The following is a 15794-nucleotide window of genomic DNA, read 5'->3' as shown; positions in this document are numbered from 1 at the left end:
TATTTTAGCTGTTTTATACCAAAAAAAAAAGAAGCGACTAGCGTTCGCTTCTTTTCATGGTTTAATCAAGGATGGTTACATTGACTGTCTTACGTCCGTAACTCATTGCTTCACTACTTGTCGGAACATGGAGATCAATTTTGTTTCCAGTAATTGCACCACCAGTATCCCCAGCAATCGCTTCTCCATAACCTTCTACATGAACTCTAGACCCTAATGGAATTACACTTGGATCAACCGCTACAACTTTCATATTGCGGTCACTTAAAAGATTAATGCCTGTTGCCGTAATCCCGCTACAGCCATTACATTCAGCTGAATAAGCCGTTGCTGTCATTTGAATCGTTTTTGCCTGATTCATTTCTTTTGGTTGACTAGGTTCTTTTGGTTTATTGGTTTCATTTGAAGAACTTGACGTGCTCGTTTTTGTCGGCTGACTAACGGTAGCGTTAGCTGTTTTTGTTTCCGCAACAAACTGTTTCGCCTCTTCTTCTTTTGTTCCTACAGCAATAATTCGCTCTTTTGGCTCTGCTACCATTTTTGTATCAATTAACTTGCGGCTAATTTCTTCGCCATTTTCATACGTAATCTCATAATGAAGCTCTTGTTTTCCGCGCTCGCCTTGTTCAACAACTCGCTCTACACCTGTTTTAAGTGTGTCGTCATTTTCACGAATTGTCTCGTACGCCGTTGACTCCTCAATGACATCGGTGACTTTTTCAACTCTAATTAGCTGTATGGATAAGCCCTCTTCAAGGATTTCATTAAGACTTGGTTCTACTCGGTCTTCTTCACCTAGTTCCACATTTGCTTCTTTCAAAAAGTCAGCGACAGTCGCTGATGCACTCCAGTATGTATCTTCCGTTCCATCATATGCAAAATGAAGCTCAACTGAAGGTTTATATGTAATAGTCAAACCGTCTTCAATAGCTGATTCACCATGAGGTACTAATTGGTCTTCTGAGCGATAATCATATCCTTGTTCCTGTATAAAATCATAGATGGTGTCCACCGTAGTCGGCACTTGAACTTGTTCATCGTTCACTTCTAAAGTGACCATATGCGCTTGCTTGTAAAGAATGTTCATGTCATCAGATAATTCTGTCTCAAGATGTGGTACGACCAGATCATGCTCGGTTACGTCTATGTCTAAACTAAAAAGTAGTTCTTCTATTGATTGTGCATGCGTTGTTATAACCGACTCTTCCCCGTTTACGTTAATAATAACGGATTTTTTGTTCCATTCGTATAAGCCAGTAAAAAATAAAATAAGAGCAATAAATAGGCCAACTACGAGAAACGTTTTTGTTTGTAATGGAAGTCGATTATTTGTTAAATCAACGTGTTTTGACAATTGGTCCATTTTCAGTCCCTCCTCAAGGACTGAATTATAAAGACCAACCTGTACACTGTCAACAGACGTTACATAAACGTAATATTCCAGTAATCTTTGACATTTTTCTGCATTATCCCTGCATTATTTGTTTTCTATTGTTCATTTAATCCAAATAATTTCTTTGCATTTTCAGTTGTTTTTTGACACAATTCCTCAAATGACATTTCACGTATATCAGCGATATCCTCTGCTACTCGTTTCACATAAGCAGGCTCATTTCGCTTTCCACGGTACGGATGAGGCGCGAGAAACGGTGCATCTGTTTCCACTACTAATCGATTCAATGGAATTTGCTTAGCCACTTCTTTTGGCCGCTTTGCATTCTTAAACGTAACTGGTCCTCCTAAGCCAATATAAAAGTTATTCTTTATACAACGTTCAGCAGTTTCAACACTTCCTCCGAAACAATGCATGACGCCACCCACTTCTTTTGCCTGCTCCTCTTCTAATAAATCCACAACGTCTTGATCCGCATCTCTATTATGAATGATAATCGGAAGCTTCACTTTTTTTGCCAGAGCGATTTGCTTTCGAAAAACGTCTTTTTGCACCTCTTTTGGCGATTTATCCCAATAATAATCCAAGCCCATTTCGCCGAGTGCGACTACTTTTGGATGCTTTGAGAGTTCTTCAATCCAACTTAAATGATCATCTGTCATATCAACTGCATCCACTGGGTGCCAGCCAATAGCCGCATATATATGATCATCTTTTTCAATTAGTTCCATTGCTCGATTAATGGTTTTCTCATCGAAACCGACTACAACCATTTCCTTAACGCCAGCTTCTCTTGCTCGCAAAATCGTTTCGTTTACGTCATCCTCAAACTGATCTGCATTTAAATGTACATGTGTATCAATCAACATGATTTTTCACCTCTCTGTACGCATTTTAAATAAAATGGATAAGCATTTCAAATTCGGGGTCTGTTTTAGAGAGCTTAAAACGCGTTTAACCCTTGTAAATCAGGGAATAATATCGCTTAGTGATGGAAGGAGTGTATATACATGTCAATAAAAGAAAACATACTCGTTTGCGTAAATTATGGACACAATGGAAAAAAGCTCATTACTCGAGGTGCTGGACTAGCTAAGCAGTTAAACGCCCCTTTAACTATACTTGTTTTTGATTCTTTACCTGATGAAGAATTTAAAAATGATAAAGAAGTGGATATGACATTATTTCGTGAATTAGCTGGTACATTTAACGCTACTCTTATTGTAGAAAAATCACATTATCACGATATTACAAAAGTCATTACAACGAAAGCAAAAGAATTGCACGCGTCGCAAATTGTAATTGGCCAGTTTATCGAAAGCATTTGGGCGAAGTTACTTGGTGGATCAATCGTGCACGAATTATTAGAAGAAGCCCCATTTGCTGATCTTCATGTCGTTCCGAAAGAGCGTGCTGAGGAAACAGAGGACTGGAATTTTGAACGCGGTGTTCATGCATACTTAGTAGAAGATGAAGAAGGCACCTTTGACCTTCATTTTGATGACTTAGACGGACAAACATATGAAGGTATTTTCTTCAAACATTTACAAACCGATTTTAATAGTGGAATCTTTGCCCTAAAAAAAGATGACCAACTTTTAGAGGTACGAGTTGATGATGGGAAAGTAGCTAGTTTAACCGACATCGATGATGATGAAGAAGTAGATCGTTGACACGGTTATGCAACCACCCTAAAAAAAGTGCTAACGACAGGTTAGCTGTTGTTTCCACAGCAGTTTCGTCGAAAGCACTTTTTTCTTTTTTCGCTCGTGCTTTTCAAAACGGTAAATCAATCGATCCAGCAGTTATTATGACATTCTAGCTCGAACGTCTTGTGCATATGAAATGGATCCTTCATATCGTGTTAATACCCCTTCTTGTAACCAGTACGTAACAGGAAAATACTTATTCAGAAAATACCGATCGTGGGAGACCGTTATAACCGTTCCAACATATTGATCGATTGCTTCTTCTAACACTTCTCTCGATTCAATATCAAGGTGATTTGTAGGCTCATCTAAAAGCAGCACATTATGGGATTCTTCCATTAGTTGAGCCAACCGCAAACGCATTCGTTCTCCTCCACTTAAGTCCTCTGTTTTCTTATACACATCCGTACCATAAAATAAAAACTGTGCCAGCTTTGAACGAGCTGCTCCAATATCAATAGCGGCATATTCTCGATATGCTTCTAGAACTGTCTTTTCATTAACTAATTCAGGAATATGTTGTGACAAATAGCCTACCGAAACACTGGCTCCCTCCATAACATTCCCTTGTTGCGGAGAATATTTCCCGCGCAATAGTTCAAAAATTGTCGATTTCCCTGCCCCATTTGGTCCAGTAATGGCAATTCGCTCTTGGTGTCGCGCAAGAAAGTGAGCTTCTTTAAGAATAACGTTGTCACGATAAGCAAAGAAAACACCCTTAAATTGAAACACATCTCGACCACTGCGGTGGGATTCGGTAAAAGTCAGATCTACCTTCTTTCCATGAACAGGCTTTTGTATAAGTTGTATTCGATTCAATGCTTTTTCCATACTCTTTGCTTGTCTATGCATACCTGCATTAGGTGGATTTGCTTGGTTTGCCCATTCTTTTAAACGCTTGATTGTTTCTTTCATTTTTTTGATTTTCTTTTGCTGATTTTCATAATGCTGGAATGCTTTAAGCAATCGCTCTTCTCTCTGGTGGATAAAACTAGTGTAATTGCCCTTATAGTCATACACCGTACCTTGATCCATTTCCCATACTTTTGTTATCACTTGGTCCAGAAAAAAGCGGTCGTGAGATATGACGACAAGACTGCCATCATATTGGTTCAACCAATGAATTAACCAGTCTACAGCAAGAAGATCTAAATGATTAGTGGGTTCGTCAAGAATAATAAGGTCAGGCTTCTTTACGATCAAGCAAGCAAGTTCTACTTTTGATCGTTCTCCACCACTTAACCATTCCCATTGTTGATCCAAGTACTGTTGCAACCCTAGACCTGTAAGCACTTTACGTATAGTAGATTGGTAGTCATATCCACCATTATTGCTATACCGTTCTTGTAATTCCGCGTATTCGTTTAGCAACTGGGACAGCACTTTCTGACTTAGCGGCTTACTCAAGTTCACTTCAATACCTTTCAACTTTTTTTCTAATTCCTTTAATGAAGAAAAAGGAAGTTCTAACACATCCTTTACAGAAAGCCCCTTATAGTCAGGCGTCTGATTTAACAACGCTTTTGTTAATCCCTTGCGCCAACCCACTTCACCAGCAGAAGGCTTTTCTATACCAGCTATCAACTTAGCTAGTGTAGACTTTCCCTCTCCGTTCCTACCAACTAATCCAACGCGCTCCCCTGCATTTAATTGAAGGGATACTTGCTCAAAAATTTGATTCCCTGCATAATTTTGACCCATATTCTTGCCGTAAAAATCAATCATTTGCTTCTCCTTTTGTCAAGAAAGAAACAAAACACGAAAAAAGCAGCGAAAGATCGCTGCTGCATGTGTTACCGTATGCGAGTAGACAGACGTGTTTCTTTCTAATGGTTTATTTTCCTATACAGTTGTTTAAAAACGGACAGACTAATCCAATTTTTAACTACTGCTGAAAAAATCGCCTGACACATCCATAAATACGCTAATCGTTTTGCCTGGCTACCATTAAAAGAATCCAATCTACTCACCTCCTACTTCATTCATTTTTACATTACCTGAAAAATTAAAAAATGTAAAGTTAGTTACTAACCACTTGATTAGCTAAGAGAATGCTCTGTAAATGAACAGGTCCGTCTCTACCTAAACGTTATTGTACATTCGGCTTGCTCTGCTTGCAGTAAATAATGATGGTTTTCCAAGCGCTTCACCATTACTCCAGAACCGACTTGAACAACTTGTTTTGTCTGTAAAAAAATCACAAAACCTTTACGACTCCCTTTAAATGTCATCGAAGTTTTCTGATACCACTTTACCTCTGCTGTAGCGTATAGTATTTTCACAGAACCATAAGAAACATTAAGCGGCAGTAGCAAACCTGCCCGTGCATCAAGATGGACATTCACGCGATTAAATAACATTTGTTTATGTTCATAAATGGCAAAAGACTTCTCAAGCCCATCTAAGTTGAGCACATGAATAAAGCGTTGTCCCTTTTCATCTCTTGTGGATGTCATAAAAAGACCGTGATGCTTGTAATCGTGAGAAAGGGTTGGCTGTACACCTACGGATGTTAGCAATTTTTGAAACAAGTCAATGTCACAACGATACGCATTTCCTATCACCATTAGCGTTCCTTGACCTACTTGTTCTTTAAATGATGTGAGCTCATCTGTACCGTATAACTGAAAGATCGGCTCTGCATCTTGACTCGAAAAGACTTGTGCAACGTGTGTGCGCACTTCAGGTCTTGGAGAAGCTAGCCCCCTTGCCACTACAGACAAAAACTGCTTTTCAGTTGCATGCCTCGTCTTAACAACCTCCACATTAGCCGCTTCAAGCAAGAGTTGGCATTTGTTCCCTTCCATATCATACGTGGGTGCTTCTCCGTACAATAAAACCGTGCCCCCGTTTTTCATATACGTTACGAGCTTTTTCTGAATCGACCGACTCATGTACGATGCCGAAGGGAGCACAATTGCTTTTTGTTCAGAAGGATCCAGTTCCTTGTTTTGAACATCATGGCCTGTAAACCGATAGTTAGCGAGCAAGAGCGCTCTGCCCATAATCTCCCATGCACCATGAGCGCGGTAAGTTTCAAGATTTTGGTACAACATTTTCATCCTGTGACTCTTTGGGTAGCGATATTCTGTCATAAAATAATCAGGAATAAAGCCGAACACGAGTGAATCTCGCTCTTCCTCCATCGCGGCAAGCTGTTCCTTCTGTGCCATTACGGTTTGAATGGATTCTGCCATACGTGGATATGTATAATTTTCGTAGCCTTCAGGGTCAATTGGCGCAGCAAATCCATGCCGTTCCCCTGTCGCAGCGATACGATCATTTCCATCTCCGTGCACTTGATTAAACCGATAATTTTGACCACCAGCAAATAAATAATAGTTTAGTAACCGATTCCCTTGCGCTATACACATTCTTGCTTTTAAATCAGCTGCTGAAGGGTCATAACGCCCTCCATAATTCTCACCAAAGTTACCATCTCCACAATTAAATTCAATAGATGAGAGGGGTTGTTCCGGTCTATGAACCGCATCCATCATTCCGTTTATAAGATACAAATCTTGGAATGTTTCCATCGTTAAATCCCCAAAATAGATATCAGAACCCGACAAGTACCCAGGTGCTTGGGTATAACTTTCATAAAGTTGGCTAATGCCAATTGGAAACGTAAAGCCACGCCCACCACCAGTTCCATGAATGTTAACAATAAATGGGATAGCATGTACACCAAACATCTCCGCATAACCTCGTAAACACTTAATATACAATGCAAATCGTTGTCGCATAAAATAGCCAAGGTCCAAATGAAGCATAGCGGTATACGATTCATCTGGAGAACGAATCGCTTCAGCGGTTAGCGGAATCGGATAACGATCCTCGCTTTCGCTATACGTTTCCCTTAACCAGCTCAGAAATGACGCAATAACATGGTCTGTTAAATCTGGTGTGTTGCTAACCCAATCAAGCATCCCCACTTCATTATCAAGTTGAACAGCAATAATAGGCCCACCGTTTTCATGTAACATGGGTACAATTGCTGTCATGACCTCTTTATACCATCCCTTCGCTTCATTTAAAAAATCAGGGTGCGTATAATCAACAGTTGGCGTTGAACCTGCTCTTCCATCCCAGCCAATTGGTACAATATGAGGATGCTTTTCGTAAATCCAGTAAGGTATTCCTTCATTCTTCATTTCTGCCATAATGAACGGACCTGGCTTCACAATGAAATAGAGATCATTTTCGTGACAGAGGTTGATATAACTAATCAAATCTAATTCCGACCTTGTCTCCCCTGTTAAATCGATTTCTCCTTCCACTGACTCATGACAAATCCATGGAACATATGTAGCTACAGCATTACACCCTGCTGCTTTTAATTTGTTTATTCGATCCTGCCATTCCGTTTTTTCGAGCCGAAAATAATGAATTTCACCACATAGAATCAATTGGGGCTTGCCATCGATATAAATCTTTTTTTCTTTTATTTCGATCATGGGAACATCCCTTCTTAAACTTCTTGTAATGTTCTAAACCCCAATAGCTTTTGTGCTCTCTGTATAATGGCATTGTTCATATAAAGATCCCATATTAAGCCACTACGTTCATTCTCAATCATTAACAATGTAATGCCTTTATCAATCCCAATGACGCGTTCTGAATACCACGGCGAATCCATATCTAAATTAAAAGCATCTAAAAACCCATATTTGCTCCACAATTGAGGATGATTGCGATAAAAATGTTCTAAAGCATCTTTCGATTGTTCAGGTGTAAAGACAATAGAACCAGCAGCCGCACATGGAGCTACTGTACCATCATTTTTTACATCAACATGTGGATGATACGGTGGTGTGCCGTGCCCATGATAACCATTTGGCCCTTCACTAGCTGTTAGCCCCCAAGAATGCTCTGACCACGTTTGAAAAGAGTCTTGATGATCAATGGCGTGTTGTCTACTAGCAAGAGTCGCTTTAATCGAATTGTCAAACCAATCAATTCCATCTTTATCAACGACTCCTTTAAATTGGAACCATGCATGTGAAAACTGGTGTGTAAATAGTTGCCCTCCTGGTGAGTGATAAAACGTGTAGTCCCCGTATGTACCTACTTGACGTTCAAATCCGTCATAAATCTTCACTGGGACTGGGTATGAAGGTGACGCGGTTCCAAGCATATATTGCATCATTTGCTCCGCGTACATATCCCACTGACCAAATCCACCTGTTTTTTCATCAAATCCCATATAGAATTGATTTGTTTCTTTGTTGTAATACGTTTGCCAATTTATCCGCTCATAGATTTGCTCGACTAACTTAGCAATATCTCCACCGAAATATTCAGCTGACGTAATGGCACCGTTTATAAAAAGAGATGTATCAATAATAGACGCACAATCATGGTATTCTTTGTAGCGTTTAGCTGTTCTCATATCAAGAAAATGATAGAAAAAACCATCGATATGCTCCACTCGATGCAGAAATGTCTCTAATGTCCCTTTCGTTCGATTATATCCTTCTTCTTTCGTAATCCATTCTCGCTCAACTCCAATAACGATTGCAGACAAACCAAATCCTACCGATGCAATACTGGCAACATGAACAGCGTCGTCACCTGTTTTATCCCGTATTAACCCAAAACCAGGACTAGATGAATCTGTATTGGCCTCCTGCCAAAAAAATAAAAAACTTCTATACGCTTCTTCTTGAATAATGTCTTCTCTAGTCAAAGTAAATCTCTCCCTTATTCTCCTGCTATTCCTGATCGATCTACACCTTCAACAAACCATCGCTGTGCAATAAAATAAATAATGAGCAGCGGCAGAATGGTAATAAGTGTCCCCGCCATTTGAATGCCTTCATTAATAAAATCAAAACTTCCTTCGCCACCATACATTTGTTCATAAACAATAGAAAAACGCTGTAGTTCAAGTGGTAAGGTTGTTAAACTATTTCCAAAGTAAATGGCTGCCAATCCCGTTTCATTCCAATACCACACGAGCGAAAACAAAAATGAAATAATCATTGCTGGTACAGCCATTGGTAAAGCAATGGTTAAGAAAATGCGTACATTTCCCGCCCCATCAAGTTGTGCAGCCTCTTCAAGTGAATCTGGCAGTAATCGAAAAAACTGATAGAAAATTAAAATGAATATGGCACTGTTAATCCCTTGAGCAAACAAAGCTGGTAAAAGGAACGATTGAATGCTTCCGAGCAACCCAAGGTCGTTAAAAAACACATAACGCGGAATCAACGTAACTTGAGGAGGAATAATAAACGTCACTAATACGAGCGCAAACAGTGTTTTCTTAAAAGGGAATGAAAATCTTGCAAATCCATAACCAACAACAGCAGCAACACCTGTTTGAATAGCAGCTGGTAAAACAGTGACATACAAGGTTTGCCATAATGTTGGCCAAAAATTAAGCACCTCTAATGCTCTACTGAAATTCTCCCAATACAGTCCTGTCGGAATCCAAGTGACGAGAGGATTTAGTAAATCATCTAAACGTTTAAAGCTAAATACACCCATGTACAACACTGGAAATAAGTACACATATCCGATTGCGACTAATAAACTATAAACAAGTATCTTTAGTATGAACCCGCTATTATCTTGGCTCCCTATTAACAGCTTTCTTATTTTTGTGAAACCAACGATGGAACGCTTTTTCTTTACTTTCTTAGTTTGTATATTCATGATGCTCCCCCCTTACGTCCGCGTACTGTCATAAAGCCAACGATTAGAAGTAAGAGTAAGCAGATAACAGCAAAGTAAATCCAAGATAAGGCAGAGGCGTAACCAAATCCAGTCTCTACACGAAACATATGGCTTTGGATATGAAGTACAACACCATTTAATGCAAAAATGGAGTACATAACCGTAGTATAGATGGTATTTACTACCACAATCGGAAATAAACTTGGAAGCGTTACTTTCCAGAAGCATTCCCAGTTCGATGCACCGTCGATTTTTGCTGCTTCATAAATGTGACGATCAATTTTCTGCAAAGCAGCTAGAAAAATTAAAATTTGTACACCTGAAAACCAAAGAGTCATAACGAGATTATCCATTAAATACGTAAAAACGGTGCTGACTATACCATCACCTGCTAGTAAATACACAAAAAGAAGATTATTTTCTGGAACAGGTATACTTGTCATTTCTTGATCAATTAATTGTTTCACCACTGGCCCACTTATAATAATAACTGGCAGAAAGAACACCATCCGGAACAATCCACGAAACCGTATTGGCTGATTTAAAAGTAGCGCAATAATTAAAGAGAACACTAAAATGACCGGTACGGAAAACGCGAATTCACGTAAGTACGTTACTAGAATTTGCACAAATTGACTATCGACAACAAACGCATCCGTATAATTTGAAAAATGTGTGTACGTTGTTTGAATGCCATTTGGTGTAATAATGACATCATGAAAACTTAAATAAATGGAATAAAATAATGGAAATGCCGTGAAGATCGCGAATCCAATGATCCAAGGAAGTATAAACCCATATCCAGTTAGCGTTTTTTTTGTTTTCATCGTTAACCGATTCATGGGCGATCCTCCTTGTCTCTAGCAAGTTCTGAACTCTGGACGGTCTTGGCGCTTAACGGAGAAAGTACCAGTCCATTAATAGTTGCATCCGCTTGCCGATAGTTCACAACTACCGATAGTCCGTTTGAATAAACCATTTCAATTAATCCCGTTCCGTGCACAACTCTGTTTATAATCTGTTCACCCTCAACAGGTTCTAAAGTTTGAATTGCTAATTCATATTGATTCGTCACATCTTCTTTCCACGTAGAAAATTGTGACGTAAATAAATCTTCGGAAGGCGTATTGAAAAGTACATCTGGAGACTCTGTTGTTAACAAGAACGATGGATAAGCACCGTATTCAATCATCCGAAGAAGGTCTTGCTCGGTTTGATTATGAAAATTAGAGAATTCTCCAAAGTAAGGTACATGCCCCTTTAAAACAATTTGCAGAAACGGCACCGTATCGGTTACTACCGTGTAATTGGACGAGTAAAGGGGAATCTGTTGAAAGCTTTCGGCATACTTCCAGGCATAATCATTCGGTCGATTCAGTGCTAATGGCCCAACTTCAGATAGTAGTTTTTCGAATAGCATTTCATATTGTTGAAGCACTTCGTCGCGCTGCATAACCGTCCTTTTTGTATAATGACTAAACAATTCAGAAGCGGTCGTATCAATCGATAATCGGTTAATGCCATTCTCTTTGTACATCGATAGATCTGCATCAACAGTGTTAAGCGCCCACTCAGGCGTTAGCAAAAAATGATCCCAAAACGTTCTTACCTCCAATGCTGCCTCACCATTTAATCGTCTCACAACATCATGTTGTCCTGAAAAGCCTGCAGCCCCATCGTACGCTTTCGTATAATCGGTTTGAAAATAAAAAGGAATGTTAAGATCCGCTAGATACTGTTGTGTAGAGGCAAGCTCACCTGTTGTACCAAGTGCTGATTCAAACCCATCCTTTCGCGGCAATGTTCCTGTCAACCCTCCAGCCAGCCAACCACGATACGTAATTTGCATGTTCTTCACACCTGCCTGATTCAGTTCTGCAGCGTGGTTAGCAATAGCTGCAACAGGGGTTACAGGTTCAACCGTCCTCCAAAAAAAGCGCCGTTTTGTTTCCCCACCTAAGAAGGTTACATTTAGCTGCACTTGATCCTTTTGCTCAGGCAGTCGTTCATTTGTTGCTAAGTATTCTTGATACGCATGGGCCATCCCCACATAGCTAGCATGATCCTCTTGTAAGAACACACGCTCTTGTTCAATTCCGTATAAAAGTCGCTCAGTTTGGTACGTATTAAAACCATCACCACTTTGATTAGTTGGTTGATAATACTCATGACGAAATGTATAGTAAGCAGTCGCCCAATAAAAATCAGTTGATGCTCCTTTTGGATAGGCCAAAATCGTCGCATAATGCTTACCCTCTCCAAGTATGGTTGCGAACCCATTTTGTTTCTCTCCATGTACAACACCAAATACGGGGTAAGAAATTGATAAGGGCTCATTTAATAAAGAAACGGCTGTTTGATTCCGTTCAAATGCTGCGTCTTCTCCGTAAACAGGGGCTCGATATGGCGAAGTCGCTCTTGCTTCTTCTTCAAATCGAATTAACGCACCGCTTCCATCTGGAATAAATAAGTATCCATCAGATAGGTTCTCATCTGCAGCACCTAGAAACGGGTACAAGCGCAATGTTACAAGCTTAGCTCGATCACCCTCTACAATGGATTCTTCAGGTATAGTAAGTTGCAATCGTTCACCATCTAACGAAACCAATAGTGTCAATTCAATATTTGATCGTCCAAACACAACGTCTGCTTTAAAGCCTGAGTCCGTTTGCTCCACATGTATGTCAGGATTGTATGTAACAAGACTTTCTGTTTGGATCGTGTCACGCTGGTCTAAGTACTCAACAGTTAGCGCTGAATTTGCCATATCTCGCCACGTTTCATTTAGTTGGGCATCCTCATTACCATGGACGCCAGATTGCCAAACATAGCCTGTTTGTTTGGCTTTAATCGCAATCCCGAGTGACTCGTGCTCTACATAAAGAATTAGTTCTTCTGTTTCTGCCATTTTTATAAACCCATGATCTTCCGGGTTCACAACTGGAAGTTCAGCCTGTTCTGCATGATCAGGTTGCGTGAATTGATTTGAACGTTGCCAAGGGGTTATTCCTGACTCCTGCTCTTCCGCATAGACAAGCTGTTGTCCAGCAAAAAGAATAACACCAAAAGTTATACTCACACGAACGAGCTTTTTAAACACGGTAGAGCACCTCCTGCCAAATGGATGCTAAAAACTGGATGACTTGATCAAATAGGACATAAACAATCATAAGCACAAAAGCAAGCAAGATCATGCCAAAAATGGTAAGGACCACATTTCTCACCGTACCCCAAAATGTGAAATCATGAATTTCCTTCAGCATGATAAAAAGAATTACTAGTGCGTAAACAATCATGCTAAGTAAACTAAATTGAAAGAGAAACGCTTCATTTAACGTTAAAATACGGGACACGAATACGAGAGGAACGAGCCCTATTAACAAGGGGGCACTCGCATATATAAAGCCAATATACAGCTCTCGAAAGCGTCCCTCACCATCACTAATGGTGCTCACCAAATAGTTAACAAGTAAGAAAAAGACGATCGGCGTAGCAAATATGAGTAAATCATACGTAAACCAAAAGTATTCTAGTGGTGTTGGTCTGAAAATAAACCCTCGACCGTAGATGAAAAACAAATACGAGATAAATAGAGACACATACAGAATAGAAGCTGATAAAATAGAAACCCGTTTATTTTCTTTTACATAATAAAAACTATCAATTGGGTGACGAATAAAGCGAAACACAAACAGTAGTTCATTAAATAACTTTAAACGCTTAACCTGCACCCACCTTTTTTCTACTGGTGCTAAATAACCAAAGCGTCGGTTTGTATAAATGATGCCGAAACGGAGTGTTATTAATCCGATAATGGAAGCGAACAACAAACTTAACTTTTCTTGCATCCATTCGTAACGCACTTCCCAGAATGCATTAGAATAGGCACTGTAATTATTGGAACGCTCAAAACGAGCCATCGCCTTATTATAGTTTTGTTGTTTAAACTCAGACTGGCCAATCGCATTGTGGGCAAGGGCGAAGGAGGCATTTAACTGTAAGACATCTTGCCAAATCGCTTCACTTTCAACATAGTAACCTTCTGTGAACAAGCGAATTCCCTCGTGAAGATTCCTCGTAAAACCTGTCGGATTAAATAGCTCGACTGTCCCTTTTTCTCGATCGGCTACAAGTAGCTGGCCGTTACGATCGACCTCAATTGCACTTGGCTGAACAAACAAGCCTGCCCGACTGGTACCATCTTCTTTTCCACCAAAGTAAAACAGTGTGTAGCCTTCTGGATCGAGCTCATAAATGGTTCCGTCCGTCGAGATGGTTACCATATTACCAGCTGCACCAACAGCCACATCGCGCATTGGATTTGAACCTGCTATATCAGAAGGAAGCATATTCGCACCAGCAATATTCAAACGCCGCACGACTTCATTATCCGTACCCGCCGTTACCGTGTAAACGAGCCCCTGCTCATCGATCGTTATGTTCGTTGGAGCAGGGGGTACCCGTAAAAATTGATTTACCCGCTGAGTTTCGCTTGTTATTAGATCCGGTAAAAAGGAAAGCAATGAACCTCCAAAGCGATTGACACCAAAGAAACCAAGAAAATCACCCTCTGCACTTAGTTGGACAATCCCATTTGTTGATCCCTCAGAAACAACGTAAAGGTTGCCTCTACGATCCACCGTGATTTTTTGAGGCTTGAAGGCTGCACGCTCCCCATATAAAGGTGTATCTGGTTTGCCGAATGTGTTGATGAGGTCACCACTATGATTAAATAAAACGATTTCTTCAAGCGCGTAGTCTGCAACATAAATACCTTCTTCGTTAACAAAAACACCAAGTGGCTCCCTTAATAGTCCAGTCCCAATTTCCCGAATCCGTTTTCCCTCTTCGTCAAAAACAACAACGTGCTGGAAACCCGAATCGGCAACATAAATCAAATTGTCTTTCCCAACAAACAGATCTTCCGGCGCTAGTAAATCACCCGTCAACCCAATATTTCCAACCGGTACGTATGCAACTTGGGTTTCAATCGGATAGCCTTCACCAGTAAGTGTATAAGTTTTATAAGGAACCTCAACGGATGCCTGTGCGCTCAATGGCAAGAGACAGACAATCATTATAAAGAGCCATGTGAGCAGTGTTTGCTTCATCTCGTTCCTTCCCCCTTACTTAATCCCTGAATGGGCCATCGTATTCATTACCTTGCTTTGTAAAATAATAAAAATTACTAGGTTTGGCAAAAACATAATAAGCGCTGCAGCTGCAGCCATTCCTTGTCCAGCTACCGTATTTCCTGCAGCATCACTTGTTAAAGTAGACATGTAAAAGGCAAAGGTTTTTAAGTTTTCGTCGTTGATATACAATGTTGATGCCTCTACACTGTTCCATACTGCTTGGAAAGATAAAATCGCTACCGTTGCCAGTGCAGGAGCTACCAAAGGCATAATAATTTTCCAATAGATTTGAATGTCTTTCGCTCCATCCATTTGTGCCGCTTCAATTAGCTCATTCGGAATCTGGTCGATAAATTGTTTCAATAAGAATAAACCGACTGGCATAGCAAGCATTGGCAGGATGTGAACCCAAAATGTATCGAGCAAACCAATTTGTTGGATAAGCAAGTACGTTGGAATTCCTACAGCCGCAGGAACAAACATGAGAGCGAGAGTATTTAGTTCAAATATCATTTTTTTTAGTTTGAATTTCTTTTTCGATAGCACGTAGCCTGCCATTGAACTAATAAACACGGTAATGGCAACAACAACAAGCGTAACGATAATACTGTTAAATAAATAACGGGACATTGGTACTCCAGATTCGCTTCGATTGTTAATTAAATCAGCAAAATTTTGTATCGTTGGTTTGTCGACAAAAAACCTCGGGGGATAAGCAAATAACTCATCAATTGGTTTAAATGCATGCGAAAAAATATAGACGATTGGCATAGCCATAAAAATCGCAAGCGGTATTAAAAACAAGTAAAATTTCAGCTGACTTAGGTGAAATTTATCGGGATTCATTCTGCTCCCATGAAACGAACTCGCCATGTC

12 protein-coding genes are annotated in these 15794 nt (G+C 40.0%); 1 reads left to right on the top strand and 11 read right to left on the bottom strand.

The window, feature by feature from the left end; genetic code table 11:
* Positions 1-61: 61 nt before the first annotated feature.
* A complete protein-coding gene (locus tag FPV17_RS00355; RefSeq protein WP_144557391.1) occupies positions 62-1363 on the bottom strand; it encodes a resuscitation-promoting factor in 1302 nt (433 codons plus the stop codon).
* A gap of 125 nt (positions 1364-1488) precedes the next feature.
* Positions 1489-2262, bottom strand: coding sequence for a TatD family hydrolase (locus FPV17_RS00350; protein ID WP_035395096.1), 774 nt, complete (start codon positions 2260-2262; stop codon positions 1489-1491).
* A gap of 141 nt (positions 2263-2403) precedes the next feature.
* On the opposite strand from FPV17_RS00350, the gene FPV17_RS00345 reads away from it, so the two are divergent.
* Entirely contained in the window at positions 2404-3066 is a 663-nt protein-coding gene (locus FPV17_RS00345) for a universal stress protein (RefSeq protein WP_035395095.1), read from the top strand.
* A 135-nt stretch (positions 3067-3201) separates the two neighbouring features.
* Here the strand turns inward: FPV17_RS00345 and abc-f are convergent, their stop codons facing one another.
* The 9 genes from abc-f to FPV17_RS00305 all read right to left on the bottom strand — a co-directional run bounded on the left by abc-f (position 3202) and on the right by FPV17_RS00305 (position 15791).
* The gene (gene abc-f / locus FPV17_RS00340) at positions 3202-4827 is read right to left on the bottom strand and encodes a ribosomal protection-like ABC-F family protein (protein WP_035395094.1); all 1626 of its coding nucleotides are present in this window, start codon (positions 4825-4827) and stop codon (positions 3202-3204) included.
* Between the two features lie 101 nt (positions 4828-4928).
* A complete protein-coding gene (locus tag FPV17_RS22465) occupies positions 4929-5072 on the bottom strand; it encodes an RAxF-45 family protein (RefSeq protein ID WP_367614622.1) in 144 nt (47 codons plus the stop codon).
* Positions 5073-5180: 108 nt separating this feature from the next.
* A complete protein-coding gene (locus FPV17_RS00335) occupies positions 5181-7559 on the bottom strand; it encodes a beta-galactosidase (RefSeq protein WP_035395093.1) in 2379 nt (792 codons plus the stop codon).
* 14 nt (positions 7560-7573) lie between these two features.
* A complete protein-coding gene (locus tag FPV17_RS00330; protein ID WP_144557389.1) occupies positions 7574-8791 on the bottom strand; it encodes a glucoamylase family protein in 1218 nt (405 codons plus the stop codon).
* Positions 8792-8805: 14 nt separating this feature from the next.
* On the bottom strand, positions 8806-9762 hold the full coding sequence (locus FPV17_RS00325) for a carbohydrate ABC transporter permease (RefSeq protein ID WP_144557387.1): 957 nt from the start codon (positions 9760-9762) through the stop codon (positions 8806-8808).
* Positions 9759-10625 carry a carbohydrate ABC transporter permease gene (locus FPV17_RS00320; protein WP_060705869.1) on the bottom strand — a complete coding sequence of 289 codons (867 nt, stop codon included), beginning with the start codon at positions 10623-10625 and terminating at the stop codon, positions 9759-9761. The genes FPV17_RS00325 and FPV17_RS00320 overlap by 4 nt, the downstream gene beginning before the upstream one ends.
* On the bottom strand, positions 10622-12883 hold the full coding sequence (locus tag FPV17_RS00315) for a DUF5696 domain-containing protein (RefSeq protein ID WP_144557385.1): 2262 nt from the start codon (positions 12881-12883) through the stop codon (positions 10622-10624). Before FPV17_RS00315 ends, FPV17_RS00320 begins: the two co-directional genes overlap by 4 nt.
* Positions 12876-14894: a YIP1 family protein gene (locus tag FPV17_RS00310; RefSeq protein ID WP_144557384.1), complete on the bottom strand. Its 2019-nt coding sequence runs from the start codon at positions 14892-14894 to the stop codon at positions 12876-12878. Before FPV17_RS00310 ends, FPV17_RS00315 begins: the two co-directional genes overlap by 8 nt.
* A gap of 15 nt (positions 14895-14909) precedes the next feature.
* Positions 14910-15791 carry a carbohydrate ABC transporter permease gene (locus FPV17_RS00305; RefSeq protein WP_144557382.1) on the bottom strand — a complete coding sequence of 294 codons (882 nt, stop codon included), beginning with the start codon at positions 15789-15791 and terminating at the stop codon, positions 14910-14912.
* Positions 15792-15794 lie beyond the last annotated feature (3 nt).

The organism is Shouchella miscanthi, from assembly GCF_007725405.1.
Classification (GTDB): domain Bacteria; phylum Bacillota; class Bacilli; order Bacillales; family Bacillaceae_D; genus Shouchella; species Shouchella hunanensis.
This window is presented reverse-complemented; position numbering and strand designations above follow the sequence as displayed.